This window comes from Amycolatopsis keratiniphila (assembly GCF_000400635.2).
GTDB lineage: Bacteria > Actinomycetota > Actinomycetes > Mycobacteriales > Pseudonocardiaceae > Amycolatopsis > Amycolatopsis keratiniphila.
This window is the reverse complement of record NC_021252.1, coordinates 689,214-714,496: the sequence shown is the minus strand read 5'-3', so window position 1 is coordinate 714,496 and position 25,283 is coordinate 689,214. Positions and strand designations below refer to the sequence as shown.

25 protein-coding genes are annotated in these 25,283 nt (G+C 68.1%); 5 read left to right on the top strand and 20 right to left on the bottom strand.

Annotated elements, in window-relative coordinates; translation table 11 throughout:
- Positions 1 to 59: 59 nt before the first annotated feature.
- Positions 60 to 4,067, bottom strand: a complete 4,008-nt coding sequence (locus AORI_RS44495) for a type VII secretion protein EccC (protein ID WP_016331110.1) — start codon at positions 4,065 to 4,067, stop codon at positions 60 to 62.
- Positions 4,068 to 4,582: 515 nt separating this feature from the next.
- On the opposite strand from AORI_RS44495, the gene eccD reads away from it, so the two are divergent.
- Entirely contained in the window at positions 4,583 to 5,947 is a 1,365-nt protein-coding gene (eccD, locus tag AORI_RS44490) for a type VII secretion integral membrane protein EccD (protein ID WP_016331108.1), read from the top strand.
- A 23-nt stretch (positions 5,948 to 5,970) separates the two neighbouring features.
- The gene (mycP, locus tag AORI_RS44485) at positions 5,971 to 7,617 is read left to right on the top strand and encodes a type VII secretion-associated serine protease mycosin (RefSeq protein ID WP_016331107.1); all 1,647 of its coding nucleotides are present in this window, start codon (positions 5,971 to 5,973) and stop codon (positions 7,615 to 7,617) included.
- Positions 7,618 to 7,702: 85 nt separating this feature from the next.
- On the opposite strand, the gene AORI_RS44480 is transcribed toward mycP, so the two are convergent.
- The 3 genes from AORI_RS44480 to eccB form a co-directional block, all read right to left on the bottom strand.
- Entirely contained in the window at positions 7,703 to 8,851 is a 1,149-nt protein-coding gene (locus AORI_RS44480; RefSeq protein WP_016331106.1) for a WXG100 family type VII secretion target, read from the bottom strand.
- Between the two features lie 5 nt (positions 8,852 to 8,856).
- Complete coding sequence (locus AORI_RS44475; protein WP_016331105.1) at positions 8,857 to 9,171, bottom strand: type VII secretion target; 315 nt, start codon at positions 9,169 to 9,171, stop codon at positions 8,857 to 8,859.
- A gap of 68 nt (positions 9,172 to 9,239) precedes the next feature.
- Complete coding sequence (gene eccB / locus AORI_RS44470; protein WP_081809630.1) at positions 9,240 to 10,853, bottom strand: type VII secretion protein EccB; 1,614 nt, start codon at positions 10,851 to 10,853, stop codon at positions 9,240 to 9,242.
- Between the two features lie 558 nt (positions 10,854 to 11,411).
- On the opposite strand from eccB, the gene eccE reads away from it, so the two are divergent.
- The 3 genes from eccE to AORI_RS44455 all read left to right on the top strand — a co-directional run bounded on the left by eccE (position 11,412) and on the right by AORI_RS44455 (position 14,515).
- Entirely contained in the window at positions 11,412 to 12,593 is a 1,182-nt protein-coding gene (gene eccE / locus AORI_RS44465) for a type VII secretion protein EccE (RefSeq protein WP_016331103.1), read from the top strand.
- Positions 12,590 to 13,312: a hypothetical protein gene (locus AORI_RS44460; RefSeq protein WP_007031058.1), complete on the top strand. Its 723-nt coding sequence runs from the start codon at positions 12,590 to 12,592 to the stop codon at positions 13,310 to 13,312. The genes eccE and AORI_RS44460 overlap by 4 nt, the downstream gene beginning before the upstream one ends.
- A gap of 243 nt (positions 13,313 to 13,555) precedes the next feature.
- On the top strand, positions 13,556 to 14,515 hold the full coding sequence (locus AORI_RS44455) for an endonuclease domain-containing protein (RefSeq protein ID WP_016331102.1): 960 nt from the start codon (positions 13,556 to 13,558) through the stop codon (positions 14,513 to 14,515).
- Here AORI_RS44455 and truA read toward each other — a convergent pair.
- The 16 genes from truA to rpmD all read right to left on the bottom strand — a co-directional run bounded on the left by truA (position 14,485) and on the right by rpmD (position 25,282).
- The gene (gene truA, locus AORI_RS44450; protein WP_081809765.1) at positions 14,485 to 15,318 is read right to left on the bottom strand and encodes a tRNA pseudouridine(38-40) synthase TruA; all 834 of its coding nucleotides are present in this window, start codon (positions 15,316 to 15,318) and stop codon (positions 14,485 to 14,487) included. The genes AORI_RS44455 and truA overlap by 31 nt on opposite strands.
- Before the next feature lie 73 nt (positions 15,319 to 15,391).
- The gene (gene rplQ / locus AORI_RS44445; protein ID WP_016331100.1) at positions 15,392 to 15,955 is read right to left on the bottom strand and encodes a 50S ribosomal protein L17; all 564 of its coding nucleotides are present in this window, start codon (positions 15,953 to 15,955) and stop codon (positions 15,392 to 15,394) included.
- A 74-nt stretch (positions 15,956 to 16,029) separates the two neighbouring features.
- Positions 16,030 to 17,103: a DNA-directed RNA polymerase subunit alpha gene (locus tag AORI_RS44440; protein ID WP_005166811.1), complete on the bottom strand. Its 1,074-nt coding sequence runs from the start codon at positions 17,101 to 17,103 to the stop codon at positions 16,030 to 16,032.
- A gap of 127 nt (positions 17,104 to 17,230) precedes the next feature.
- Positions 17,231 to 17,836, bottom strand: coding sequence for a 30S ribosomal protein S4 (gene rpsD, locus AORI_RS44435; protein WP_007031054.1), 606 nt, complete (start codon positions 17,834 to 17,836; stop codon positions 17,231 to 17,233).
- A 23-nt stretch (positions 17,837 to 17,859) separates the two neighbouring features.
- Positions 17,860 to 18,267 carry a 30S ribosomal protein S11 gene (gene rpsK, locus AORI_RS44430; RefSeq protein ID WP_004558885.1) on the bottom strand — a complete coding sequence of 136 codons (408 nt, stop codon included), beginning with the start codon at positions 18,265 to 18,267 and terminating at the stop codon, positions 17,860 to 17,862.
- An 18-nt stretch (positions 18,268 to 18,285) separates the two neighbouring features.
- Complete coding sequence (locus AORI_RS44425; protein ID WP_005166807.1) at positions 18,286 to 18,471, bottom strand: hypothetical protein; 186 nt, start codon at positions 18,469 to 18,471, stop codon at positions 18,286 to 18,288.
- Positions 18,468 to 18,848 carry a 30S ribosomal protein S13 gene (gene rpsM / locus AORI_RS44420; protein ID WP_005166805.1) on the bottom strand — a complete coding sequence of 127 codons (381 nt, stop codon included), beginning with the start codon at positions 18,846 to 18,848 and terminating at the stop codon, positions 18,468 to 18,470. Before rpsM ends, AORI_RS44425 begins: the two co-directional genes overlap by 4 nt.
- A 205-nt stretch (positions 18,849 to 19,053) precedes the next feature.
- On the bottom strand, positions 19,054 to 19,167 hold the full coding sequence (rpmJ, locus tag AORI_RS44415) for a 50S ribosomal protein L36 (RefSeq protein ID WP_004558882.1): 114 nt from the start codon (positions 19,165 to 19,167) through the stop codon (positions 19,054 to 19,056).
- Positions 19,168 to 19,203: 36 nt separating this feature from the next.
- Positions 19,204 to 19,425, bottom strand: a complete 222-nt coding sequence (gene infA / locus AORI_RS44410) for a translation initiation factor IF-1 (RefSeq protein ID WP_005166804.1) — start codon at positions 19,423 to 19,425, stop codon at positions 19,204 to 19,206.
- A 511-nt stretch (positions 19,426 to 19,936) separates the two neighbouring features.
- The gene (map, locus tag AORI_RS44405) at positions 19,937 to 20,713 is read right to left on the bottom strand and encodes a type I methionyl aminopeptidase (protein WP_016331098.1); all 777 of its coding nucleotides are present in this window, start codon (positions 20,711 to 20,713) and stop codon (positions 19,937 to 19,939) included.
- Between the two features lie 44 nt (positions 20,714 to 20,757).
- Positions 20,758 to 21,312 carry an adenylate kinase gene (locus AORI_RS44400; RefSeq protein ID WP_007031052.1) on the bottom strand — a complete coding sequence of 185 codons (555 nt, stop codon included), beginning with the start codon at positions 21,310 to 21,312 and terminating at the stop codon, positions 20,758 to 20,760.
- Complete coding sequence (gene secY / locus AORI_RS44395; protein ID WP_007031051.1) at positions 21,309 to 22,616, bottom strand: preprotein translocase subunit SecY; 1,308 nt, start codon at positions 22,614 to 22,616, stop codon at positions 21,309 to 21,311. Before secY ends, AORI_RS44400 begins: the two co-directional genes overlap by 4 nt.
- Before the next feature lie 306 nt (positions 22,617 to 22,922).
- A complete protein-coding gene (locus AORI_RS44390) occupies positions 22,923 to 23,555 on the bottom strand; it encodes a LysE family translocator (protein ID WP_043847884.1) in 633 nt (210 codons plus the stop codon).
- A gap of 50 nt (positions 23,556 to 23,605) precedes the next feature.
- Entirely contained in the window at positions 23,606 to 24,376 is a 771-nt protein-coding gene (locus AORI_RS44385) for a hypothetical protein (protein WP_228688295.1), read from the bottom strand.
- 277 nt (positions 24,377 to 24,653) lie between these two features.
- On the bottom strand, positions 24,654 to 25,100 hold the full coding sequence (gene rplO / locus AORI_RS44380; protein ID WP_016331095.1) for a 50S ribosomal protein L15: 447 nt from the start codon (positions 25,098 to 25,100) through the stop codon (positions 24,654 to 24,656).
- Positions 25,097 to 25,282, bottom strand: a complete 186-nt coding sequence (gene rpmD, locus AORI_RS44375) for a 50S ribosomal protein L30 (RefSeq protein ID WP_007031047.1) — start codon at positions 25,280 to 25,282, stop codon at positions 25,097 to 25,099. The genes rplO and rpmD overlap by 4 nt, the downstream gene beginning before the upstream one ends.
- Position 25,283 lies beyond the last annotated feature (1 nt).

Genomic DNA, 25,283 nt, shown 5'->3' with positions numbered 1-25,283 from the left:
CCGCAGATCGTCGTCGTCACCCCACGCCCGGCCAGTCCCTCACCTGGTTCCGCGGGAGGTCAGTCCGGCTGGATCCACGAGACCTGCATGAGCTGCTTGCCGTGCTTCCGGGTCACGAGGTTGCCTCGGCCCGGCGGCATCTGGCTCGGCTTCACGTTGGCGACGAGGTTGCCCTCGTCCCGCGAGCCGTTCATGACCATACCGGGCGCCGCGATCTCCCTGAGCTTGCCGAGGATCGGGTCGAACATCGCCCGGCTCGCGCCACCACTGCGGCGGACGACGACGATGTGCAGACCGACGTCCTTCGCCTGCGCGAGGAATTCGGCGAGCGGCTTCAGCGGGTTGCTCGTCTGCGTGGCGACCAGGTCGTAGTCGTCGACGATGATGAACAGCTCCGGACCGGTCCACCAGGACCGGGTCTTCAGCTGCTCCTGCGTGACGTCGGGGCCGGGGAGCCGCCGGGTCATCGACCCGTGGACGTCCTTGACCATGCTGTCCAGCTGCGCGGCGGACACCGCGTAGCCGAGCAGCTGGTCTCCGCCGACGAAGCCGAGCATCGTGCGCCGGTAGTCGACGAGGATGATGACCGCTTCCTGCGTCGTGTACCGCTCGGTGATACCCCGGGTGATCTGGCGCAGCAGGTTCGTCTTGCCCGACTCGCCGTCCGCGAACGCGTAGAAGTGCGAATCGGCGGCGAAGTCGAGGTAGATCGGCTGGAGGTCTTCCTCGTTGACACCGATCGGCACCAGCTTCGTGTTGCGCTTGGTGTCGATGGCCAGGACCTCGTCGTAGGTGACCATCTCCGGCAGCAGGCGGACCTGCGGCGCCGGGCGGCCCTTCCACGCGGCCTTGATCTTCGCGACCGCGTCGGCGACACCGGCGGCGACGTCGTCCGGGTTGCTCGATCCGTCGATCCGCGGCAGACCGGTCAGCAGGTGGAGCTTGTCCCTGGTGAGACCGCGGCCGGGGCGCCCGGCCGGGACGTTCACCGCGACCCGGCGGTCGATGTCCGACTCGCTCGGGTCACCGAGGCGGAGCTCGAACCGGGTACCGATCATGTCCTTGATCGCCGGGCGGATGTCCGCCCACCGGTTCGCCGCGATGATGACGTGCACACCGTAGGAGAGACCCTGGGTGGCGAGCTTGGTGATCGAAGTCTCCAGCTCGTCGAAGTCGTCCCGCAGGGCCTTCCAGTTGTCGACGATCAGGAACGCGTCACCGAAGGCGTCTTCCTCGGGCTTGATCTCGCCCCGCCGCTTGCGGTTGCGGAACTCGTTCATCGAGTCGATGCCCATGGCACCGAACCGGCCTTCCCGCTCGGTGAGCAGGGTGGTCAGCTCGGCCACGATCCGGCGGGCCTTGTCCGGCTCGCGCCGCGCGACCGCGACCCCACCGACGTGCGGCAGGCCCTGGAGACCGGCCAACGTACCGCCTCCGAGGTCGAGCGCGTAGAACTGCGCTTCCTCGGGGGTGTGGGTCAGCGCCATCGACATGATCAGCGTCCGGAGCATGGTCGACTTGCCCGACTGCGGGCCGCCGACGATCACACCGTGCCCGGCGCCACCGGAGAAGTCGGCCCACAGCAGGTCACGACGCTGTTCGTACGGGCGGTCGACGATGCCCATCGGCACCTGCAGCCGTCCGTTGCCGAAGAACCCGACCGGGGAAAGACCGCGGTCGTCGGTGGGGTTCAGGTTCGGCAGCAGGGTGTCGAGCGAGTTCGGCTCCTTGAGCGGCGGCAGCCACACCTCGTGCGCGGGCGGGCCCTGGCCGATCAGCCGGGACACGATCACGTCGAGCTCACTGGGCTCGACGGCCTCCTCCGACTTGGCCTCTTCCACCGGCGCGGCCTCGATCTGCTGCGGTTCCGGTTCCTTCGGCAGTTCGACGAAGTCCGGGACGAACAGCTGCGGGCGCTTGTCCGCGCGGACCACGGTCGCGACCGGGCCGGCGGCCTTGATGCCCGCGGGCCGGTACGGGCCCGAGACGTATGACGCCTTGAAGCGGACCAGCGTCGAGGTGTCGTACTTGAGGTAACCGCCACCGGGAACGGACGGCAGCTCGAACGCGTCGGGCACGCCGATCGCGGCACGGGATTCCGCGGCGGAGAAGGTCTTCAGACCGATGCGGTAGGAAAGGTGCGAGTCGAGACCGCGCAGCTTGCCCTCTTCGAGCCGCTGCGACGCGAGGAGCATGTGCATCTGCAGCGACCGGCCCAGACGGCCGATGGCGACGAACAGGTCGATGAAGTCCGGCTTCGCGGCCAGCAGCTCGGAGAACTCGTCACAGACGATGAAGAGCGCGGGCAGCGGGTCGAGGTCGGCGCCGTTCTCGCGGGCCTTCTCGTACTCCCAGACGTTCTTGAAGTTACCGCCGTTCTTCAGCGCCTCCTGGCGCCGGTTCATCTCGCCCGCCAGCGCGTCCTTCATCCGGTCGACCAGCGTGACCTCGTCCGCGAGGTTGGTGATGACCGCGGAGACGTGCGGCGCGGAGTCCAGACCGAGGAACGTCGCACCACCCTTGAAGTCGACGAGGACGAAGTTCAGCGTGCTCGACGAATGCGTGGCGAGCATGCCCAGCACCAGCGTGCGGAGGAACTCCGACTTACCGGAACCGGTCGCCCCGATGCACAGGCCGTGCGGGCCCATGCCCTCCATCGCGGCTTCCTTGATGTCCAGCTCGACCGGCTGGCCGTACTCGCCGACGCCGAACGGGACGCGGTAACGGTCCCGCACCGGGCGCGGGCGCCAGGCCTGCTGGACGTCGAAGGTCATCGGGTCGCCGGGGATGCCCAGCAGTTCGAGCAGACCGGGGTTGGACAGCAGCGGCTCTTCCTCGGCGGCGTCCTGCGCGGCGGTGCCGACGCGGTACGGGGCGAGGAGGCGGGCCAGTGCTTCGGCCTCGACCACGCTGAGCGTGTCCGGACGGCCGAACCATTCGACGCCGCCGGCGCTGCGCGCGCCGAGGCGGTCTTCCTCGACGACCAGCCGCAGACCACGACGGGCCGCGAGGTTGCCGATGGAGTCGGAAAGGTCGATCAGGGTGACGCCGACCAGACCCTCTTCGAGGATGATCTGCTCTTCGCGGGTGACCTCGGCGTCGTCGACGATGATGACGATATGCGGCTGGTCCGGGGCGGGCGTCGCGTTGCGGGAGAACCGCTGGCGGTCACGGAGTTCTTCGTCGAGCCACTGCTCGATCTGCGCGAGGGAGCCCGCCATCATCCGCAGCTGGCCGATACCGTCGGCGAGCGCCGGGTGCTGGGCGTGCGGCAGCCACTTCGCCCACTCCCACTCCTCCTTGGCACGGCCCGCCGTGGCGACCGCGATGAGGACGTCGTCGGGGCTGTGGAAGGTGACCAGCTGGGCCAGCATCGCCCGGGTGAGGCCGCGGGTCAGACCGCGGTCGCCCTGCATGCTGACCGCGGCGAACCCGCGGAGGGTGATCTGGGTCGGGAGGTCCGGGACGATCGAGTGCGCGCGAACGAACCGGCGCAGGGCGAGCGTGGCGATCGGCTCCAGTTCGTCGACCGGGCCGGTCTGCGGCGGCACGAGCCGCGTCGCGAGGCGGTGCGAGCTGCGGCCGACGCGGAGGTGGAGGAAGTCCTGGTCGTTCTGGCGGCGTTCCCACATGCGGCGGCTCGCGGCCAGCGACCACAGGGTCTGCGGGTCGGGGTGGACCCATTCGAGCGCGGCGCGCTGGTCGACCATGGCCTCGCGGGCCCTGTCGCGCATCTGGCCGAGGTAGCGCAGGTAGTCCTTGCGGTCCTCGTCCATCTCGGCCTTTTTGGCGCCGCCGCCCTTGCCCGCGCCGCCGGCCATCATGCCGACGGTGCTGAGCACCATCATGCCGCCCATCATCATCATCATGGGATTGCGTCCACCGGTGGTGAACATGAAGACCATCATCCCGATGGAGGCGACGATCATCACCGCGGGAAGCAGCTTCATGACGATGTTGCCCGGGATGGTGCGGGGCACCTCAGGCGGCGGTTCGAGATGCACCTCGCCGCCCGGCGGCCGCGGCGCCGCCAGGCGCGGTGACTTCTTGAACTGCAGCGTGCTCATCGAAGGACCCCTCTTCAAACTCGACGATGGCGGCCACCGTTGGTGCGCGTACGGGTGCGCGAGACAACCTATCGAACGTGACCGACGAAATCCGGACAACGCCGAGAACGGCCCCGACCGGGACCATACGCATGCCGGGAGTGTAGGGCTCCGGCTCCGCCGACGTGCGTTTAGCGGGCTAACTGCGATCCGGCGCCCACACGCCCGGACGTGCGTTTAGCCCCCTAATCGCGATCCGGCCACCCAGACGCGCCACTTGCGTTTAGCCCCCTAAACGCGATCCGGCGGTCCGGGGCACCCAGGTGCCCGGGGCTCAGGCGCGTCGCGTTTAGCCCGCTAAAGTCGACGCGCCGGCAGCCGGGCAGGGAGGCTTCGCAGGTCGCCTCTCCTACTTTTGCCGGTCTTTTTCCGACAGTCGATGATGTGGGCACCCGGGTTCGGTATAGGTTCCCCCGGGAGCAGACTCTCAGGGCAGGGGGAAGGCAGTGGCAACGGGCACGACGGTATTCAGCAGGGTGACGGTGGTCGCGCCACGCACCCGGATCGACGTGGCTTTGCCGGCTGACGTCGCGGTGGCGGACCTGCTGCCCATGCTGTTGGAGATGGCGAAGGAGGCGACGCCGGACGGCGGCGCCCGCCACGGCGGCTGGGCACTGGCGAAGCTGGGCGACGCGCCACTCGACCCGAGCCGGACCCTCGCGTCCCTCGGTGTCGTCGACGGTGAGCTGCTTCAGCTGCGCAAGCGCAACGAGAACCCGCCGCCCCCGCTGTACGACGACGTCGTCGACGCGATCGCCGAGTCGTCCCCGGACAGCTTCCGTCCGTGGACCAAGGAGACGGCGCGCCGCTTCGGGCACATCGCGGGCGGCCTCTCGCTGTTCTTCGCGGCCCTCGCGCTCTTCACCAGTGGCTCCTTCTACGGCGGCAACGCACTCGCAGCCGCGATCGCCGGCGGTGTCGGCGCGATCGCGTGCGTCGCGATCGGCGCGACCCTCGCCAAGGCCTACCAAGCCGAGGCGACCGGTGTGCTGATCGCCGCGACAGGCGGTCTGCCGCTGGCGTTCGTCAGCGGGTTCTACATCGTGCCGGGGCTCTCCCTGTGGGCGAACCTGCTGCTCGCGAGCACTCTCGTGATCATCGTGGCGGCGGTCTGCATCCTCGTCATCGGACACGGGATCACCACCTTCATCGCGGCCGCGACGACGGCCACGATCTCGGCGCTGACGTTCCTGGCCGCGACGCTCATCGACACCCCGATCGCCGGGATCGCCGCCGGCGCCACCGCGTTCTCGCTGGCCTGCATCTCGATCCTGCCGCGCGCGACGATCAAGCTCGCTGCCCTCCCGACGCCGCACGTCCCCGGCAGCGCCGAAGAGCTCAAGGAAGACTCGGGCTTCCCGGACTACCGCGCCATCGAACGCCGCACCGCGGTCGCCCACGAGTACATGACCGGCCTCCTGACCGGTTGCGGCGCGGCCACAGCGCTGTTCGCGATCATCGCCTCGACTTCCCCGACGGTCTTCGGCCCGATCCTCGGCGTGATCGCCACGCTGGTCCTGCTCCTCAGGGCGCGCGCGTACGCGAACGGCGCGCAGGCCATCGCCCTGCTGACCACCGGCATGGTGTCCGGCGCGGGCATCCTGCTCGGCTGGATGTGGTCGGCGAGCCCGTTGAACCGCGTTCTGTTCGTGTTCGGCGCGCTGCTGCTGATCGGCGCCGGCGCGCTCGTGGTCGGCGTGATCTTCCCGAACCAGCGCTTCTCGCCGCCGCTGCGGCGGACGGTGGAGATCTTCGAGGCCGTCTTCATCGCGACGGTGCTCCCGCTGGCGCTCGGCGTCATGGATCTCTACACCACGCTGCGCCACCTCAACTTCAAGTGACGACCCGATCGGATGATGCTCTGATGGCTGTAGCGCGGAAGTCCAGGGGGACGCGCGTCCGCCACCTCGGCCTCGCCGGACGTACCGGAACGGTGCTGCTGGCGGCCGGTATCGGTGTTCTCTCGCCGGCGTCGGTGGCTCTTCCGGCGTGGGCGCAGCAAAGCAGCGTCGCGCCGGAAGCCGGCGGTTACTACGCGACCCCGCCGCAGGTGAACAAGTCCATGAAGCCGAACGACGAAGGCAAGCCGGACAAGACCTACGAGAAGAAGACCGAGTGCGTCCAGCGCAGCAAACTCGGCGGCGACCAGGTCGACATCAAGAACCGGCCCTGGGGTCAGCAGTACCTGCAGATCGAACGGGTGCACCAGTTGATGCGCGGTGCCGGGCAGTCGTCGGTCGGCGGGGGCGTCAAGGTCGCCGTGATCGACACCGGCGTCTCCGCGCACCCGTACTTCGGAGGTCGTGTCGAATCGGGCGGTGACTACGTCGCGACTCCCGGCGGTGGCAAGGCGCCGGGGCTCGAGGACTGCGACGGTCACGGCACCGAGGTGGCGGGGATCATCGCCGCGAACCCGCCCGACGCGAGCATCGGGTTCCGAGGGGTCGCGCCGGACGCCACGATCCTGTCGATCCGCCAGTCCAGCCAGAACTACGAGGAAGCGGAGAAGAAGGAAGAGCCGCCGGCGCCGCCGGCTTCGTCCAACTCGGCCCCTCCCCCCTCATCGAACAATCCGGGTTCGCAGCTTCCACCGTCCTCGGGGAACGGCGCTGCCGGCGGAACCGCTCCGGGCCAGGACAAGGGCGGGCGGCAGCAGGGCCAGGGCAAGACCGCGGGCACGCTGAAGACACTCGCGCAGGCCGTGGTCCGGGCTGTCGACAAGCGCGCCAACGTGATCAACATGTCGGTCGACAACTGCCGCCCGGCCACCGGTGGCATCACCGAAGGCGAGCAGCAACTGCAGGCGGCGGTGAACTACGCCGTCGACAACAACGTGGTCGTCGTCGCGGCGGCGGGCAACGTCGGCGACAAATGCCCGCAGAACGACCAGCCGGATCCCAAGGCGCCCAAAACGATCGTCACGCCGCCCTGGTTCTCCGATGACGTGCTGTCGGTCGCGGCGATCGACGACACCGGTGGTGTCGCGGAATTCAGTGTCCACGGACCGTGGGTCAGCGTCGCCGCCCCAGGCACCAAGATCATTTCGCTGGACCCCGCGGAGGGTTCCAGCAGCCTGGCCAACCTGACCATCGAGGGCGGCAAAGACCCGGGCCCCATCCAGGGGACCAGTTTCGCCGCCCCGTACGTCGCAGGTGTGGCCGCACTTGTGCGCCAGAAGTTCCCGGAGCTGAATGCCCGTCAGGTGATGACCCGGATCAAGGAGACGGCGCAGCATCCCGCGGCGCCGGGCGGACGGGACAACTTCGTCGGCTTCGGCGTCATCGACCCGGTCGCGGCGCTGACGGCGATCGTGCCGTCGGAGGCGGACAAGGCCAAGCCGGTTCAGCTGCCCGCGAACCTGCCGCCCGCGAACGACCGCGACCCCGCGCCGATGATCGTCGCGCTCGCCGGAACCGGCGGGGGCCTGGTGGCGCTGCTCGTCACGCTGTTCGTGGTGCACTCGGTCCGCCGCAACCGGCCGACCGCCTCCCCAGGCCGCAAAACCCCGTAGCACTTGCGTTTCGCGGGCTAAACGCGATCTGGGCGAGCCCGGAACGCGTTTAGCCCGCGAAAGTCGCTCTGGCCCCTGGGGGCACCTACTTGGCGGGCTTGGGCTTCGGAGCGGGCTTCGGCGGGGTCTCGTCCTCACCGATGACAGGCGGGACGACCTGACCAGGCTCACCGACCACATCGGACGGCTTCGAAGCGGGCCGCGTCTTGGACTGGTGGGCCGTCTGTCCGCCACCACCCATGCCACCCATGCCCATCATGGGAGCCATCCCCATCGGCATCATCGCCGAGCCGACGCCGGCGACACCCGATCCATGCGCCGGAGCGGCCTGAACGGGCGCGACCTCCGGGATCAGCGCCTGCCCTTGCTCGGTCAGAGGTTCCTGCGATCCGGTCTGCCTGCCGTCGGCCGCGGCCGGCGACGTCGACTGGTCGTCGGACGCGGCACCGGAATCGACCTGGGCGGCGGCCTTTTCCTGGACCGGCGCGCCCTGCGCCTCGGAATCGTCGTGGAGCTTGAACTCCTCCTGCGGGTACCGGTGGGTGATCTCGATACTCCGCGATCCGGCGTCAGGATCGTCGACGCCGTCGCAGAACCGCACGAAGCCCTCGAGGACGTTGCGAGCGGCTTCGAAGAGCGCCTTGGCCGACTCCTGCGCCTCCTCCAACTGCGTACGCGCCCGCCGGACGCCGCCGACCGGCAGCATCGCGGTCTCGGAGGTCAGTTCCGCCGTGTCGACGAGGACCTCGACGAGGTCGGTCAGGATTCGGCGGATCGACAGCACCAGTTCGTCGAGCGAACTCGCCAGCGTCGTGAGGGCGTCCTCGACGTCAGAACCCGCGGCGTGGATGTCCACTATGTACGCGACGAACGCGTCGGCGTCCTTGCCGGACCACCCGGCGTCGAGGCGCCCGAGGTCTTCGGACAGCTCCTTCGAAACGTTGCCCGCGGTCTTCGCCGCTTTCCGGAGGAGGTCCGCCTCGTTCTTCAAGTCCTCCCAGCGCCCCACCAACGGGGTCAGGTAGGTCTCGACCGGATCGATCAGCCCCAGATGGCCGGACAGCTCCGAAACGAAGGCCAGATGCGGTGCCGCGGCCTCGACCAGCTCCTCCCCGCCCGAGCCCGTCGCGTTTAGCGGGCTAAACGCGCTCGGGGGCGGCTCGGGAGCAGCCGGGCGTGCGGCCGCCATCGGATGCGGGATGGAATCCGTCGGGTTCTCCGATTCGGCGATCATGCGGTTCAGAGCTCCACGGCGCGCTTGATCATCTGCGCTGCCTCGTCGTCGTGCCCGGCATGCCGCGCGGTCACGGTGTGCAGGGCCTCGGACGCCGACCTCAGCGCGGCCGCGCCCTCCACCAGCTGACGCCGGATGGCCTCGGCCGCACGCCCATAGGACGCGCCGAGGCCCAATTCCTCGCCCAGCGTGCCATGGGATTCGACGGTGACGCCTTCACCGGTCACCTCCGCGGCCGCCAGGTCGAGCTCTCCGGCGGCCGCGTCCACCCGCTTCGCATAGTCACCGACGACGTCGCCGTCGATCTTCAGGCCGGCCACTGCACCCTCCACTCACCCGATACCGCTCGGGCGTTGAGACGCTCGGGCCGTCCGGCGGGTTCCCGTGATCAGTTGCCCGCCGGAGCCTGCTGCGACTGCGTGGCGACCGAGCCGGCCCTGTCGTCGATCGGCACCGTGTCGAACGTCCGGAGCACATCCTGCGTGTTCAGCGAAGCGCCGGTGGGCAGGATCCTGACGATGGCCTCGGGCGCCGGCACTCGCTTGTTGAGCCCGATCGAATCAGCCGTCACGGCGTCAGGGACGCCATAACGGATCCCGCGATCGGAGATCAGCTGGATCGGCCCCTTGTCGAAGGTCTCCTTGCCGGTCGCCGACTGCACGACGGCCGCGAAGCCGGGCTCCATGTAGAAGCTGTTGATCGGCGCGCCGACCGGACCGGGGGTACCGATCTTGACACCGGGCGCGGATCCGTCGGCGTTCCTGCCCTTCGGCAGCTTGTCGTCGACGAACACCGCCGTGTGCCCGTCCCGGCCGCTGCCTTCGCCCGTGATGGACCAGCTCAGGCAGGAGACCCGGGAACCCTGGGTCGCGTCGAGCACCGTCGGCACGGTCTTCGGGTAGGCGTCGAGCTCGACGACCTGGGAGACCCGCGTGAGGTTGCGGATCTTGCCCAGTGGCACGGACATGACCGACGTGCTGCCGTCGTTCTTCCCGGTCTGGACGATGTCGGCGACCGCCGGGGAGATGGCCTGGATTCCTTCCTTCGTGATGAGGTAGAAGTCCTTCCGCCCTTCGGCCTGCTCCGTCGAGAAGACGTCGCCGACCTTCATGTCCTCGATCTCGTAGTTGGGCCTCTCGCCCTTGCCCGGGACCTCCGGAAGCTTCAGCTCCGGCACCTCGGGGATCGCGTCGAGCAGGCCCTGGGAGATACCGCGGGGCCGGTCGGACAGCTTCAGCGCGGAACGGACGGCGTTCGCGTCGGGCTTGATCTCGGCCTTCACCGCGTTCGCGTTCCGGGCGTTGGGGTCCGGCGTCTGCCGGTAGATCAGGTACTCCCGGCCGTTGACACCCTTGGCCAGCAAGGCCTCGTTCTGGCCGAGCTCACGGTTCCCGAGCTGCTTCACACCCGCGTAGACGGTCGTTTCCGTCTTCGAGAGATCCGGCTGGGGGATCGACGGGTCGTACATGACCTCGTCGCAGACGCCCCATTCCGGGGTCACACGCTGCGAGTCCGTCGGCATCAGCTGAGGACCGTTGGGAATGCCCATGAGCTGGCCGCGGGGAATGTTCTTCAGCTGTTCATCCGAAACGACTGTGGGGTTCTTCACTTCCGACGCCTGCGTGGGCCCGGCCGGCTTGCCTCCCGCCTGCTGCTGCCCTTGTTTCGACTGCGCGATGATCAGGAGCCGCGCGGAGGCGAGGTTGAAGGTGGGAATCAGTTTCTTCGGATTCCCGGCGACGACGTAGACCGTTCCGGACTGTTCGCCGATGACGATGTTGCCCGCGTCCGGCACGGAGGGTTTCGGGTTCAGCAGGCCCCAGATGACGAAGACCAGGACGCCCAGCGCGGCCAGCACGACACCCACGATGGTGGCCCGCGTGTGCGTGCGCATCGGGTCGTGGAGCATGACGGCGTCGCGACGGACCAGCGCGGATTGCATCCGTCGCAGAACGAACTGATAAGCCTGAACTTGAGACTTAGTAGTCGGTGTTGATGGCATTCTCGACCTACAGTCCTCCCCGTCGCGGTACGGTTCCGCAGGATAGCCGTACGGGGACCGTCTGGTGTGGGGTTTCTACCAACTCCAGCTAGTGTCAAGTTCCTCGGGACCGGCTTTCCGGGTACGCAGCAAGCACGAGGGGAAGAGAAAGCGCGGATGTCCGTCACCACTCCTCCACGTCCGCCCGGCCCTCCGGGGTCTCAACCTCCTGGTCGTCCGCCGGGGCCGCCGCCAAGGCCCGGCAGACCGGGTGGTCCGGGCGGCCCGGCCGGAGGCCCGGGAGGTCCCGGTGTTCCTCGCGGTCCCGGGGGCCCAGGCGGCCCTGGAGGTCCCGGCGGACCGCAGGGTCCAGGCGGCCCCGGTGGCCCGGGAGGCCCCAAGGGACCCGGTGGCCCCGGCGGACCTGGTGGTCCGGGAGGTCCCGGTGGGCCTGGTGGCCCGGGCGGCCCTCCGTCCGGCGGCCCCGGCCCGCAGTCCGGTCCCCCGCCCGGTCCGGCGGTACGGATCGCCGCGCCCGCGCGGCGCCGCACCGGTGGGATCAACCTCGGCCCGCTGCCCGTGGCGAACCTGGTCGTGCTCGAGCTCGGGCTCGCGATCGGCCTCATCCTGCTCGCGATCGACATGAAGCTGAAGTACGTCGCGATCGGCGTGCTCGGGTTCGCGATCATCATCGCGTTCCTGCGCTGGGGCGGCCGCTGGTTCACCCAATGGGCCGGACTCACGATGCGGTACATGTTCCGGTCACACGATCGTGTGGCGAATCCGCTTCCCCCGAGCAGCATCGAGTCGCTCGCCGCCGAAGAGGACTCCGTCACCGGCCCCGACGACGCCCGCGTGAACCTGCTTCGCCTGGCTGTCCCCGATCTCGTCGTCGCGCACGGTGTGGACCACGAACGTCAGCAGGTCGGCATCGCGTGGAACGACGGCACGTGGACCGCGGTCCTGCTCGTCGAACCCGCGCCCGCGCTGATCACCCAGGCAGGTGGCGCGCCGAGCCTGCCGCTGTCCGCGCTCGCGCCATGCCTCGAAGACCGCGGTGTGGTCCTCGACTCGATCCAGATGATCTGGCACTGCTACCCGGGCAGCGCCGCGCTTCCGTCGGACTCGCCCGCCCTCAGCTCCTACATGGAGGTGCTCGGCCCGCTTCCCGCGGCCGCGCGGCGGACGACGTGGGTGGCCATCCGGCTCGACCCGCGCCGGTGCCCGGCCGCCATCCGCGAACGTGGTGGCGGCGTCGTCGGTGCGCACCGCGCGCTGATCGGCGCGCTCTCGCGGGTGCGGAACGCCTTGGAATCGCAGGGCGTGCCGACCCGGCCGCTCGACCCGGACGAGTTGCTGCGGTCCAGCATTTCGGCCGCGGAACTGACCGCGGTCGCCGGTTCGCAGGGGAAGGTCGGCCTGCAGGAACGCTGGACCGGCGTCACCGCGGCCGGCATCGGGCACGCGAGCTACGCGATCACCAGCTGGCCGAAGGGCAAGATCAGCGGCAGCCTGAACGCGCTGACCAGTGTCCGCGCGCTGTCGGCGACGGTGGCGATGTCGATCTCGCCGTCCGCGGACGAGGGCAAGATCGGGCTTCGCGGGATCGTGCGCCTGAGCGCGCGGAACCCGCGTGAACTGGACGCGGCCGACCAGCGGCTGCAGGGCGTCTCGGACCGGCTGGGCGTGACGCTGACGCCGCTGCGCGGCCTGCAGATCTCCGGGTTCTCCGCGACTTTGCCGATCGGAGGCACGGCATGAGCACCCGCATGCGTGACGCAGGCCAGAGCGCCGGTGTCGCCCCGGAATTCACCGTCGATCCGGCGATGCTCGACGCGATCAGCCCATCCGGTGATCGCGGCGGCATCGTCCTCGGCTCCGGGCTCAAGGGTGAACCGCTGACCATCTCCGCGCTGCGCTCGACGCCGACCCGGATCGTGCTGGTCGGTGGTCTCTACCTGGCTCGCCAGGTGGCGTTGCGGGCGATGGCGGTGGGGGCGTGGGTCGTCGTGGCGACCGGACGACCGGCCGCGTGGCAGGTGCTCCCCCAGGCCGCGGGAAACCAGCCCAACGGCAGGCCTTCGCCGCTGGTGCAGATCCGGCGGCTGTCGCCGGTGGACCTCCCGCGTCCGTCCGAGGACGCGCCGCTGCTGGTGGTGACCGACGGCGGTCCGACACCGCAGGACCTGTTCCCGCCGCGGTCGCCGTGGCAGACGACGGTGTACGTGCTGCCCTACCTGCACCCGCAAGCCGGGGCGACCGCGAACGCGGCCGACCTGGTGCTGATGCAGCGGCTCCCGCCGGGTCAGGCCGAACTGGCCGCCCGCATCTGGCGGCTCCCGCCCCAGATGATGAAGCAGCTCACGACGCTGAAGGACGACCAGGTCGTCGCCCTGGGCCGCAACCTGTGGCGTCCCCTCCGGCTGGTCACCACGGCGAAAGAGCAGCAGATCCTGGGCCCGGTCCGCCGAGGCGACTAACCCCCACCCGCGTCGACTTTAGCGGGCTAATCGCGCTCTAAGGGGGCACTGTCCATATCGGACAGTGCCCCCTTTTGCGCCCCACCGCGTCGCGTTTTGCCCCCTAAACGCGATCCGAGGCGTGGCGTTCGTCAGTCAAGGGGCAATCGCGCCGGCTGTGGACAAGCCGGGCGTTGTGGATAAGTCGGCCTGAAATGGCATCGCTGGCCGCAGGTTGTCGGCCAGGTCGGCCACCGTGTCGACATGACCAAGCCCTTCGATTCATCTCACCTCCCCGATGTCTTCCGCGGCTCGGAGGCGCGCAAGGCGGGTCTCATCACGGCCAGCCAGCTGCGCGGCTCGAGCGTCCGGCGCCTGTTTCAGGACGTCTACACGCGCGCCGACGTCGAGGTCACACACGAGCTGCGCTGCCGAGGCGCCGCATTGTTGGCACCTCCAGAAGCAGTCCTAACCGGGCGATCGGCCGCGACCGTTCACGGTGTCGAGCTGGCCAACCCCAGCGACCCCGTCGAGATGATCGTGCCGGAGAAGAACCGCTTCGGCCCGATCGTCGGCATCAAGGTTCGGCGGACAGAGGTCAAACCCGAAGAATCGAGGCCCTGGAACGGCATTCGTATCGCACGGAAACGCCGAATAGCGTTGGATCTCCTGCTCCGGCTTTCTCCGCGCAAATCCAGCTGGACCCGACGGCTTCGCATCGGCGTTCCGGATCTGGACCAGTTCATGAGGGCCAACAAGCTGACCGATCTGCACCTCAACGGCGAGTTCTACGGTCGCCGGAATAGAGGAATTCGCTTGGCCAGGCATGCTTTACGGCTCTCCGACCCTCGCGCGGAATCGCCTCCGGAATCGGAACTCCGCATCGTGCTGGCCGCCGGCGGCATCACGGCGACGCCGCAGGTCGAAGTCAGGTCCAGGGTCGGCCGTTTCCTCGCTCGTCTTGACCTCGCGGACGAAAAGTTCCGTGTCGCCATCGAGTACGACGGCCGATGGCACAACACACCAAAGGAACAGGCCTATGACCGCAAACGCCGAAGACGTGTGGAGGCCGAGGGATGGCGATTCGTCATCGTCACCGCCGAGGACCTGGCGAACGACCTCAGAGGCGTCGTCGACGCCGTCTGGCGGGCCCGCCGCAACGCGTTTAGCCCGCTAAAGGCGCCGCGGCCGGGTCAGGAGGGGGTGCGCATGGCGCGCGTTTGATCGGCACGCGCGGCGAGTTCGGCGTCTGGCGGGTAATCGACGGCCATCAACGTCAGGCCGTGCGCGGGAGCGACGGCGCTGTCGCGCGTCCGGCTATCCAGAACTTCGCCCGGCCAATCGAGCGGACGTCGCCCGTCACCGACCAAAAGCAGCGCCCCCACCAGACTGCGCACCATCGAGTGGCAGAACGCGTCGGCGGATACCTCGACCTCGACCGCATGCGGGCCGGTCCGCCGCCACACGAGCCGCTGCAGCTCGCGAATGGTCGTCCCGCCTTCACGCTGCTTGCAGAAGGCCGCGAAGTCCTGGAGCCCCAACAGAGCCGCCGAAGCCTCGTTCATCGCGTCAACCGACAGCGGACGGCCCCAAGCCAGAGTGTCGTGACGCCGCAACGGATCCACGCCCCACGGCGCGTCCGAAACGCGGTAGAGATAGTGCCGCCGCACGGCCGAGAACCGCGCGTCGAACCCGGGCGCCGCCACTCGGGCATCCAGCACCCGCACGTCTCCCGGCAGGTACCGGTTCCAGCGGTGCCGCATCCGTCCCAGGTCAGGAATGCCGTGCTCGTCCAGTTCCAGACGACCGGATCGCGTTTTGCCCGCTAAAGGCGACGCGTCGACGTGGACCACCTGACCGGAAGCGTGCACACCGGCATCGGTCCGGCCGGCGACGACGACGGACTTCGGGACCGAAGCTCCTGGAGGCTGCTTCGCGAGCGCCTCTTCGAGGACTCCCTGCACGGTGCGCCGTCCAGGCTGCCGCGCCCAGCCGGAGAAATCGGTGCCGTCGTAGGAGACGTCCAGACGCAGACGAACGAGCCCGCCCTCCGCAGTGGGAGTGGCGGGCTCGTCCGGGGTGTTCGGTGCCGTCAGGACGTCAGTCCTTCTTGCTGTCCGCGTCCGCGGCGGGGGCCTCAGCGGCCTCGTCGGCGGCGGAAGCCTCCGTGGCCTCCGGAGCCTCAGTGGCGGCCGTGTCGGCAGCCTCAGTGGCCTCGGTGGTCTCCTCGGCGGCCGGAGCGGCGGCCTTCGGCTCGTCCTTGGCGAACTTCGTCTTGCGCGCGGCCTCGGCCTCGGCGGTGACGGTCTTCTCGGACACCAGCTCGATGACGGCCATGGGGGCGTTGTCGCCCTTGCGCGCCATCGTCTTGGTGATCCGGGTGTAGCCACCCGGACGCTCCGCGAAGAACGGACCGATCTCGGCGATCAGCTTGTGCACGACGTCCTTGTCGCGCACGACGCGCTGGATCTGACGACGGTTGTGCAGGTCGCCCCGCTTCGCCTTCGTGATCAGCTTCTCGGCCAGCGGGCGCACCCGCCGGGCCTTCGCCTCGGTCGTCGTGATCTTGCCGTGCTCGAACAGCTGGGTGGCCAGGTTGGCCAGGATCAGCCGTTCGTGCGCGGGCGACCCGCCGAGACGGGGTCCCTTTGTGGGGGTGGGCATCGGTTCTCCTCGTTCAGCTCACAGCTGAAGGCCGGCGCTCCCCCACCCGACCGGTGAGGGAGCCGTAGCTGGCCTTACAGCTGCTCCGTCTCTGCGTAGTCCTGGCCATCGTCGTGGCCGTTGTCCGAAATTCCGTCCGTGATGCTGTCGACGCCCTCGGACCAGCCTTCACCGTCGTAGCTGGCCGCGGCCGCGGTCGGGTCAAACCCGGGCGGGCTGTCCTTCAGCGCGAGGCCGAGACCGACGAGCTTGAGCTTGACCTCGTCGATCGACTTCGCACCGAAGTTGCGGATGTCCAGCAGGTCGGCCTCGCTGCGCGAGACCAGTTCGCCGACGGTGTGGATGCCCTCGCGCTTGAGGCAGTTGTACGACCGGACGGTGAGGTCCAGGTCCTCGATCGGCATCGCGTAGGCGGCGATGGTGTCCGCCTCCTGCGGCGACGGGCCGATCTCGATGCCTTCGGCGTCGACGTTCAGCTCGCGCGCGAGACCGAACAGCTCCACCAGCGTCTTACCGGCCGACGCGACAGCGTCCCGCGGCGTGATCGACGGCTTCGTCTCCACGTCCAGGATCAGCTTGTCGAAGTCGGTGCGCTGCTCGACACGGGTCGCCTCGACCTTGTAGGTCACCTTCAGCACCGGGGAGTAGATGGAGTCGACCGGGATCCGGCCGATCTCCGCGCCCGCCTGCTTGTTCTGCAGGGCCGGAACGTAACCGCGGCCGCGCTCGACGACGAGCTCGATCTCGAGCTTGCCCTTGCCGTTCAGCGACGCGATGTGCAGATCCGGGTTGTGCACGGTGACACCGGCCGGGGGCACGATGTCGGCGGCGGTGACCTCACCGGGGCCCTGCTTGCGCAGGTACATGGTGACCGGCTCGTCCTCTTCCGAGGAGACCACGAGCTCCTTGAGGTTCAGGATGATGTCGGTGACGTCTTCCTTCACCCCGGGAACGGTGGTGAACTCGTGCAGCACGCCGTCGATGCGGATGCTCGTCACGGCCGCGCCCGGAATGGACGACAGCAGCGTGCGCCGCAGCGAGTTGCCGAGCGTGTAGCCGAAGCCGGGCTCCAGCGGTTCGATGGTGAACCGGGAGCGGGTCTCGTTGACCGTCTCTTCGCCGAGAGCCGGTCGCTGGGAAATCAGCATCTTTCCTAATTCCTTTCCAAACGGCGCCCGCCATATGACACCGAAAGGGATGGCGAAGCGGCGGCGCACTCCGGGCGCCGCCGCCCGTGCCCACATCGGGCCGGGGAGACCCCGGCCCGATGATGGATCACTTCGAGTAGAGCTCGACGATCAGCTGTTCCTGGACCGGAACATCGATCTGAGCGCGCTCCGGGAGCTGGTGGACCAGCACACGGAGGTTGGACGGAACGACCTGGAGCCACGCGGGAACGGGACGCTCGCCGAACGACTCCTTGGCCGCGACGAAGGGCAGCATCGCGAACGACTTCGGCCGCACGTCGATGATGTCCCACTTCGTGACCTGGTAGGACGGGACGTTGACCTTGACGCCGTTGACCAGGAAGTGGCCGTGGCTCACCAGCTGACGCGCCTGACGGCGGGTGCGGGCGATGCCGGCGCGGTAGATCACGTTGTCCAGACGGGACTCGAGGATCTGCAGCAGGTTCTCACCGGTCTTGCCAGGACGCCGGACGGCTTCCTTGTAGTACCGGACGAACTGACGCTCGAGAACGCCGTAGGTGTAGCGAGCCTTCTGCTTCTCCTGCGACTGCAGGAGGTACTCGGACTCCTTGATGCGCCCGCGGCCGTGCTGGCCCGGCGGGTAGGGGCGACGCTCGAAAGCCTGGTCGCCGCCGATGAGGTCAACCTTGAGGCGACGCGAAATACGCGTCGCGGGGCCGGTGTAACGAGCCATTTCTTCTTACTCCTCCCCGTTCCTCAGACCCGGCGCCGCTTGGGCGGGCGGCAGCCGTTGTGAGGCTGCGGGGTCACGTCCTGGATGGTGCCGACCTCGAGGCCGGCCGCCTGCAGCGAGCGGATCGCCGTCTCGCGGCCCGAACCCGGGCCCTTCACGAAGACGTCGACCTTCTTCATGCCGTGCTCGGCAGCCTTGCGGGCGGCGTTCTCGGCGGCCATCTGCGCGGCGAACGGGGTGGACTTACGCGAGCCCTTGAAGCCCACGTGACCACTCGACGCCCACGCGATCACGGCACCGGTCGGGTCCGTGATCGAGACGATGGTGTTGTTGAAGGTGCTCTTGATGTGCGCGTGACCGTGCGCGACATTCTTCTTTTCCTTACGGCGGACCTTCTTGGCCCCCGCCGCAGTACGAGACTTCGGTGGCATGTTCTGAGGGTTCTCCTGTTAGCGCGCGTTCTCTTGGTGAGCGGCGACCGCTTCGGCCTGGCCGCGCCGGATGATCGAACCGGCGTCGGTGTACAGGTTGCGGAGCGCCATCGGGCGGGCGTAGAGCGCCTTGGGCGAGACACAAGCCGAGCCGCGGCGGTGGACGCCGCCCATACGCACGACCTTCTTGCCCTGGACGCTCACTTCTTGCCAGCCTTCTTCTTGCCGGCGACCGTCTTCTTCGGACCCTTACGGGTGCGGGCGTTCGTCTTGGTGCGCTGACCACGGACGGGAAGTCCGCGACGCCAGCGAAGGCCCTCGTAGCACCCGATCTCGATCTTCCGACGGATGTCGGCGTTCACCTCACGGCGAAGGTCACCCTCGACCTTGAAGTTCTCCTCGATGTAGACCCGCAGCTTGGCGAGGTCGTCATCGCTCAGATCCTTGACGCGAGTGTCCGCGTTGAGCTCGGCAGCCGCGATGAGCTGCTTCGAGCGGGTACGGCCGATGCCGTAGATGTAGGTCAGCGCGATCTCCAACCGCTTTTCGCGGGGGAGGTCTACGCCAGCGAGTCGTGCCATTGGCGTTGATGCTCCTTCATAGAATTCATCTCCAGGTCTGCTCCCCGTCCGGTCCCGGGACCGACTCGCCTGTCGTGCCCTCTGCTTGCGCTTCGGGTGTCCCGGCCTCGGCCTGAAGTCCGAGGGTGAACCGGGCCGTTCGCACGGCCCGGCAGGTGCGGGGAGATTGTGTAGCCGTCAATCCACTCTGTACGAGTGCGAGTGATCAGCCCTGCCGCTGCTTGTGCCGCAGGTTCTCGCAGATCACCATGATCCGGCCGTGACGGCGGATCACCTTGCACTTGTCGCAGATCTTCTTGACGCTCGGCTGGACCTTCACGTCTCCTGCTCTCCTGCTTGTGCTAACTCGTCGTGATCACTTGTAGCGGTAGACGATGCGACCACGTGACAAGTCGTAGGGCGAGAGCTCCACGACAACCCTGTCCTCGGGCAGGATGCGGATGTAGTGCTGCCGCATCTTGCCGCTGATGTGTGCAAGGACCTTGTGGCCGTTCTCCAACTCGACGCGGAACATCGCGTTGGGGAGCGGCTCGACTACGCGGCCTTCGACCTCGATGGCCCCGTCTTTCTTGCCCATGTCCTCCGCATTTCCTGTCGCTACACTGTGTGATCAGTCAAAGCTTGAGTGCTTGGCTGGGTGGTGCATCGGCACACTCCTGCCCGGCTCCAATGTCCGTTCGCGAGAATTCACGAGCGCGCAGGATCCGGGCGCGATGAGTACACCGACTTGACAGTGTACGCAACCCGTGTCGTGAGCCCCAAACGGGGGGTGACTGTGTTAGGTGCCCCCTGAGCCCGCCCGATGCTACCTCTCCATCTTACGCCCGCGCCGAACTGCGTTTAGCGGGCTAATCGCGATCCGGTGGGGCCGCGACCTCGGGCGCTCGGCGGCCAAGGTGCACCCGATGGGGGCAGCCGGCGGGCGCCGCAACGGCGGACCCGAGCGCTGCGCCGACCAGCGGGCCGACCTGCGTTTAGCGGGCTAATCGTGCTCCGGGAGGCCCACTCGCCTTTAGCGGGCTAAACGCGATCCCAGGGCGCACCTGCGTTTCGCGGGCTAAACGCGATCCGACGGGCGCAGGGGCAGGTCAGGCGTCTTCGGGGGCGGTCAGCACCCACGGGCCGTCATCGGTGATGGCGACCGTGTGCTCCCAGTGCGAGGCCCGCGAGCCGTCCGCGGTCACGACGGTCCACCCGTCTTCGAGCTCGACGGTCTCCCCGCCACCACCGGTCAGCATGGGCTCGATCGCGAGCGCCATACCGGTCTTGAGCCGCGGCCCCTTGCCCGGTTTGCCCAGGTTCGGCAGGAACGGGTCCATGTGCATCTGGCGCCCGATCCCGTGACCGCCGTACTCGACGATCATCCCGTACTCGACGCCGTCTTCCCGGCCGGCCTTCTCAGCCGCGGTCTGCACCGCGTGCGAGATGTCCGTGAGCCTGCCGCCGGACGACACCGCGGCGATCCCCGCCCACATCGCCGCCTCGGTGGCGGCCGAGAGCGCGAGATCCGCCTTCGACACCTCACCGATCGCGAGGGTGACCGCCGAGTCGCCGTGCCAGCCGTCGAGGATGGCGCCACAGTCCACCGAGATGATGTCGCCGTCGTTCAGGACCTGCGTCTTCGACGGGATGCCGTGGACGATCTGCTCGTTCACCGAAGCGCAGATCGACGCCGGGAAGCCGTGGTAGCCCTTGAACGAGGGCACCGCGCCGGCGTCGCGGATCGTCTGCTCGGCGAGCTCGTCGAGATCCGCCGTGGTCACCCCCGGCTTGGCGATCTCGCGCACCGCGGTGAGGGTGCGCCAGACGACCAGACCGGCGGCCCGCATCGCCTGGAGCTCGCCAGGGGTCTTGATTTCGATCATGCGCCCACGACGAAGCCGTTGCAGTACACGCAGTCCTCCGAGATTCACGTGCGGTCGCGCAGCGCTTCCAGCACGCGGGCGGAGATCTCGTCGACCGAACCGACGCCATCGACCGTGACCAGGATGTCCGCGTAGTACTCGAGCAGCGGAGCCGTCTCGGACACGTAGATCTGCTGGCGGCGGCGGATGACCTCTTCGGTGTCGTCCGAGCGGCCGCGGGACAGCAGCCGCTCGACGACGACGTCTTCCGAGACCTGGAGCTGGATGACCGCGTTGAGCTTGGTGTCGACCTCGCCGAGGATCTCGCCGAGGACGTCGGCCTGCTTCGTGTTCCGGGGGAACCCGTCGAGCAGGAAACCGACCTTGGCGTCGGGTTCGGCGAGACGCTCACGCACCATCTCGTTCGTGACCGAGTCGGGCACGAGTTCACCGGAGTCCAGGTAGCGCTTGGCTTCCTGGCCCAGCGGCGTCTGCTCGCCCACGTGGGCGCGGAACAGGTCGCCGGTCGAGATGTGCGGGATCCGGAGCTTCTCCGACAGTGCTACCGCCTGAGTACCTTTGCCCGCGCCAGGAGGGCCAACGAGAACCAGGCGCGTCACTTCAAGAACCCTTCGTAGTTACGTTGCATCAGCTGGCTTTCGATCTGCTTCACGGTGTCGAGACCGACACCGACCATGATCAGCACAGCCGTGCCACCGAACGGGAAGTTCTGGTTGTTCCCGCTGCCGGTGACGGACAGGAAGAAGTTCGGAAGGATCGCGATGATGCCCAGGTACAGCGAGCCCGGCAGGGTGATGCGGCCGAGGACGTAGCTGAGGTACTCCGCGGTGGGGCGACCCGGGCGGATACCCGGGATGAAGCCACCGAACTTCTTCATTTCTTCCGCACGCTCGTCCACGTTGAACGTGATCGTGATGTAGAAGTACGTGAAGAAGATGATCAACGCGAAGTACAGCAGGACGTGCGCCCAGCTGGACTGGTTGACGATGTAGTTCTGGATGAAGACCTGCCAGCCCGCGTTGCTGTTGGCGTCGCCGACAAGGCGGCTGATCAGGTCCGGCAGGTAGAGCAGCGACGAGGCGAAGATGACCGGGATGACACCGGCCTGGTTCACCTTGATCGGCAGGTAGGTCGAGGTTCCGCCGTACATGCGGCGGCCGATCATGCGCTTGGCGTACTGCACCGGGATCCGGCGCTGGCCCTGCTCGACGAAGATGACGCTGGCGATGATCACCAGGCCGAACACGCAGATCAGGGCGAAGACGACGCCGCCCGCGCTGCTGAGGATGTTGCCACCCTCGATCGGGATCCGGGCCGCGATGTTCAGGAAGATGAGGACGGACATGCCGTTGCCGACGCCGCGCTCGGTGATCAGCTCACCCAGCCACATCATGACGGCGGTACCGGCGGTCATCGTGATGACGATGATGGCCAGCGTGTAGACGCTGTTGTCCGGGATGATCGCGGTGTCGCACTGCGGGAAGAGCTGCTTGCGGTCGGCGAGCGCCACCACACCGGTCGCCTGCAGGACCGCGAGGGCGATCGTCAGGTACCGGGTGTACTGGGTCAGCTTGCCCTGGCCGGCCTGGCCTTCCTTCTTCAGTTCCTCGAACCGCGGGATGACCACGGTGAGGAGCTGGACGATGATGCTGGCCGTGATGTACGGCATGATGCCGGTCGAGAACAGCGACAGCTGCAGCAGTGCACCGCCACTGAACAGGTTCAGCAGCTGGTAGACGCCCTCCTGCGACCCGGTCTCCGTACATTGCTGCACGGCGGAATAGGAGATGCCCGGGGCCGGAATGGTGGCACCGATTCGGTAGACCGCGACGATGGCTAGCGTGAACAGGATCTTCTTACGTAGATCCGGCGTCGCTAGAGCCGAGCGGAAGGCGCTGAGCACGCGGGGAACCTCCTCGGCGTCGTCGGCTGTCTTACCGACGATCGGCTTGGCCGGCCTGGGGCCGGCGGGAACACACAGCTTTCTGGCACAAGCCAGGAACGCTTCGGGGCACACTCGTCCCGAAGCGTGCCGCCGACTCTAACAGCTTCACAGGGCGTGTCCGCAGTGCGTGTGGGTTTTCCGGACGAAGGTTGGTCCGCGGGGTTGATCGACCGCCGCTTCTCGCTTCGGGATCTTGACAGATCGCCTTGGCGTTCCTCACTTTCCGGCCACCGGATCGCGATTAGCGGGCTAAACGCAACGTGATCAGGAGCTCGAAGTAGCGAGCGCGCCCGCCATGCCGAGAAGCACGACGCCGGTGCCGCGATCCACGTTGCGAGTCGCCCGGCGGGACAGGCGGAGGGTCTTCACGAGCGCGCCCGCGCCGATGTAGGTCGCACCGGCGACGAACTCGGCGAGCAGGTAGACGGCGCCGAGGATCGCGATCTGGGCGGAAAAGGAGCCGTGAGCTGCGTCGATGAACTGGGGCACGAACGCGGTGAAGATGAGGATCGCCTTCGGGTTCGTGATCGCGACGACGAATTCCTTCCGCGCGATCCGGAGCGCGGGTACGGATTCAGCGCCTCGTGGCGTCTGGACCAGCGCGGTTCCGCCGCCGCGGAACGTCGACCACAGCAGGCGCCCGCCGATCCAGACCAGGTAGGCGACGCCGGCCCATTTGATCACTGTGAGTGCAAGCTCCGACGCCGCGAGGAGCTGTCCGAGTCCAGCGGCTACGGCAGCGATCAACACCGTGAATGCGGCCAATCGGCCTAACAGGCCGGCGAGCCCTTTCCACGCCCCCTGCGTCATTCCGTGGTGCAGGCCGAGCAGATTGTTCGCCCCTGGCGTAAAAGCCACGAGCACCGCCGCTCCGAAAAAGACCGCCACCCAAGTCATCGGTCACCTCCTCCCCCACCGTATCGGCGACCGCGAGCGCGTTTAGCGGGCTAATCGCGCTCTTTCGCGCCGGGACCCGGCGGCGGCGCGAAGGCTGAATAGTCCGGGACCTCCAACTGCGGCTCCGGCGGGAGCACCGTGATGGAGATGCCGTCCTTCGGTGTGGGCATTTCCGCGAGAGCCGAGTCACCGCTCAGCGGGATTTCTTCGTCCTGGACGCGGTGGCTCATGACCGCCGCCCCCGCCGCGGCGACGACCGCGGCGAAGAGCGCCCACATCCCCGCTTCGAGTGTCAGGGTCACCTTGACGCCTTCTCCCAGCTGACGCCCGCCGCTCAGCGTGGTGATGCTGCTGACGACGCCGGCGAGGAACACCGCCGCGATGGTGGTGACCCACCTGTCCAGTGCGCCCGGGTGAAGACGCCCGGCGGCCCGCGTAGTGACGATCGTGGCCGTCAAGAGGAGCGCCGCGGCGACCAGGAGCGGAATACCGAGAGGGGACGTCGACGTGGTGAAAGCAGCTTCGTTGATCTGTGTCGCCGTCGTGTCCCACGCGCTCTGTACGGACACCATCAGGAGCTGTTCGCTGGCGTCGAAGGCGAACCGATGCTCTGTCTTGAAGAGCGGGAAGAAGCAGCCGACGAGGGTCAGGACCAGAGCCAGAGCGGCCAAGCCCGCCGCCACCAGCCTGCGAGGCTCGAGCCGACCGGATCGCGGCGGCTCGCCTACGGGATCCATGGGGCCGGAAACCGACACGACCATCGGCGGGGCGTCCGGCTGCTGCTGAACGGGCTGCGGATCCCGCCCTGGAGGTATGGCCACTTCACGATTCTTCCAGCTCAGGCACCCCTCCGCCACGATCGCGGCCGCCGTGGCCGACCTGCGTTTCGCGGGCTAAACGCGATCCGGGCGGCGGGCACCCGGGCGACCGTCAATCGCGTTTAGGGGGCTAAACGCAGGTCGGCGGGCGGGACCGGACAAAACGGACCAGATCGCGTTTAGCCCGCGAAACGCAGGTCGGGGCCGCCGGAGCGAGCGCAAGCGAAAGGCCCGCCTGGCGGAGCCTGGCGGGCCTTTCGGTGAAGCGAGCGAAGAAAGCTCAGAGCGTGGTGGCGGAGCCACCGGCGGCGGAGAGCTTCTCCTTGGCGGAGCCGGAGAAAGCGTCGGCGGTGATGTCCAGCTTGACGCCGTTCAGGTCACCGTTGCCGAGCACCTTCACGAGCTTGTTCTTGCGAACAAGACCCTTCGCGACGAGCTCCTCGTTGCCGACCTTGCCACCCTCCGGGAACACGCGGGCGATGTCGCCCAGGTTCACCGGCTGGTACTCGGTGCGGAAGCGGTTCTTGAAGCCGCGAAGCTTCGGGAGCCGCATGTGGATGGGCATCTGCCCACCCTCGAAACCGGCGGGCACGTTCTTCCGGGCCTTGGTGCCCTTGGTACCGCGACCGGCGGTCTTGCCCTTCGAGCCCTCACCACGGCCGACGCGGATCTTGTCGCGCTTCGCGCCCGGAGCCGGACGAAGGTGGTGGATCTTGATGGCAGTCATGCCTTGACCTCCTCGACCTCCACCAGGTGGCGGACGGTGTGGATAAGGCCGCGCACCTCGGGAGTGTCATCACGCACGACGCTCTGGCGGATCTTGCGCAGCCCGAGGGTGCGCAGCGACTCGCGGTGAGCGTGCTTCGTGCCGATCTTGCTCTTGACCTGGGTCACCTTGAGCTGAGTCATG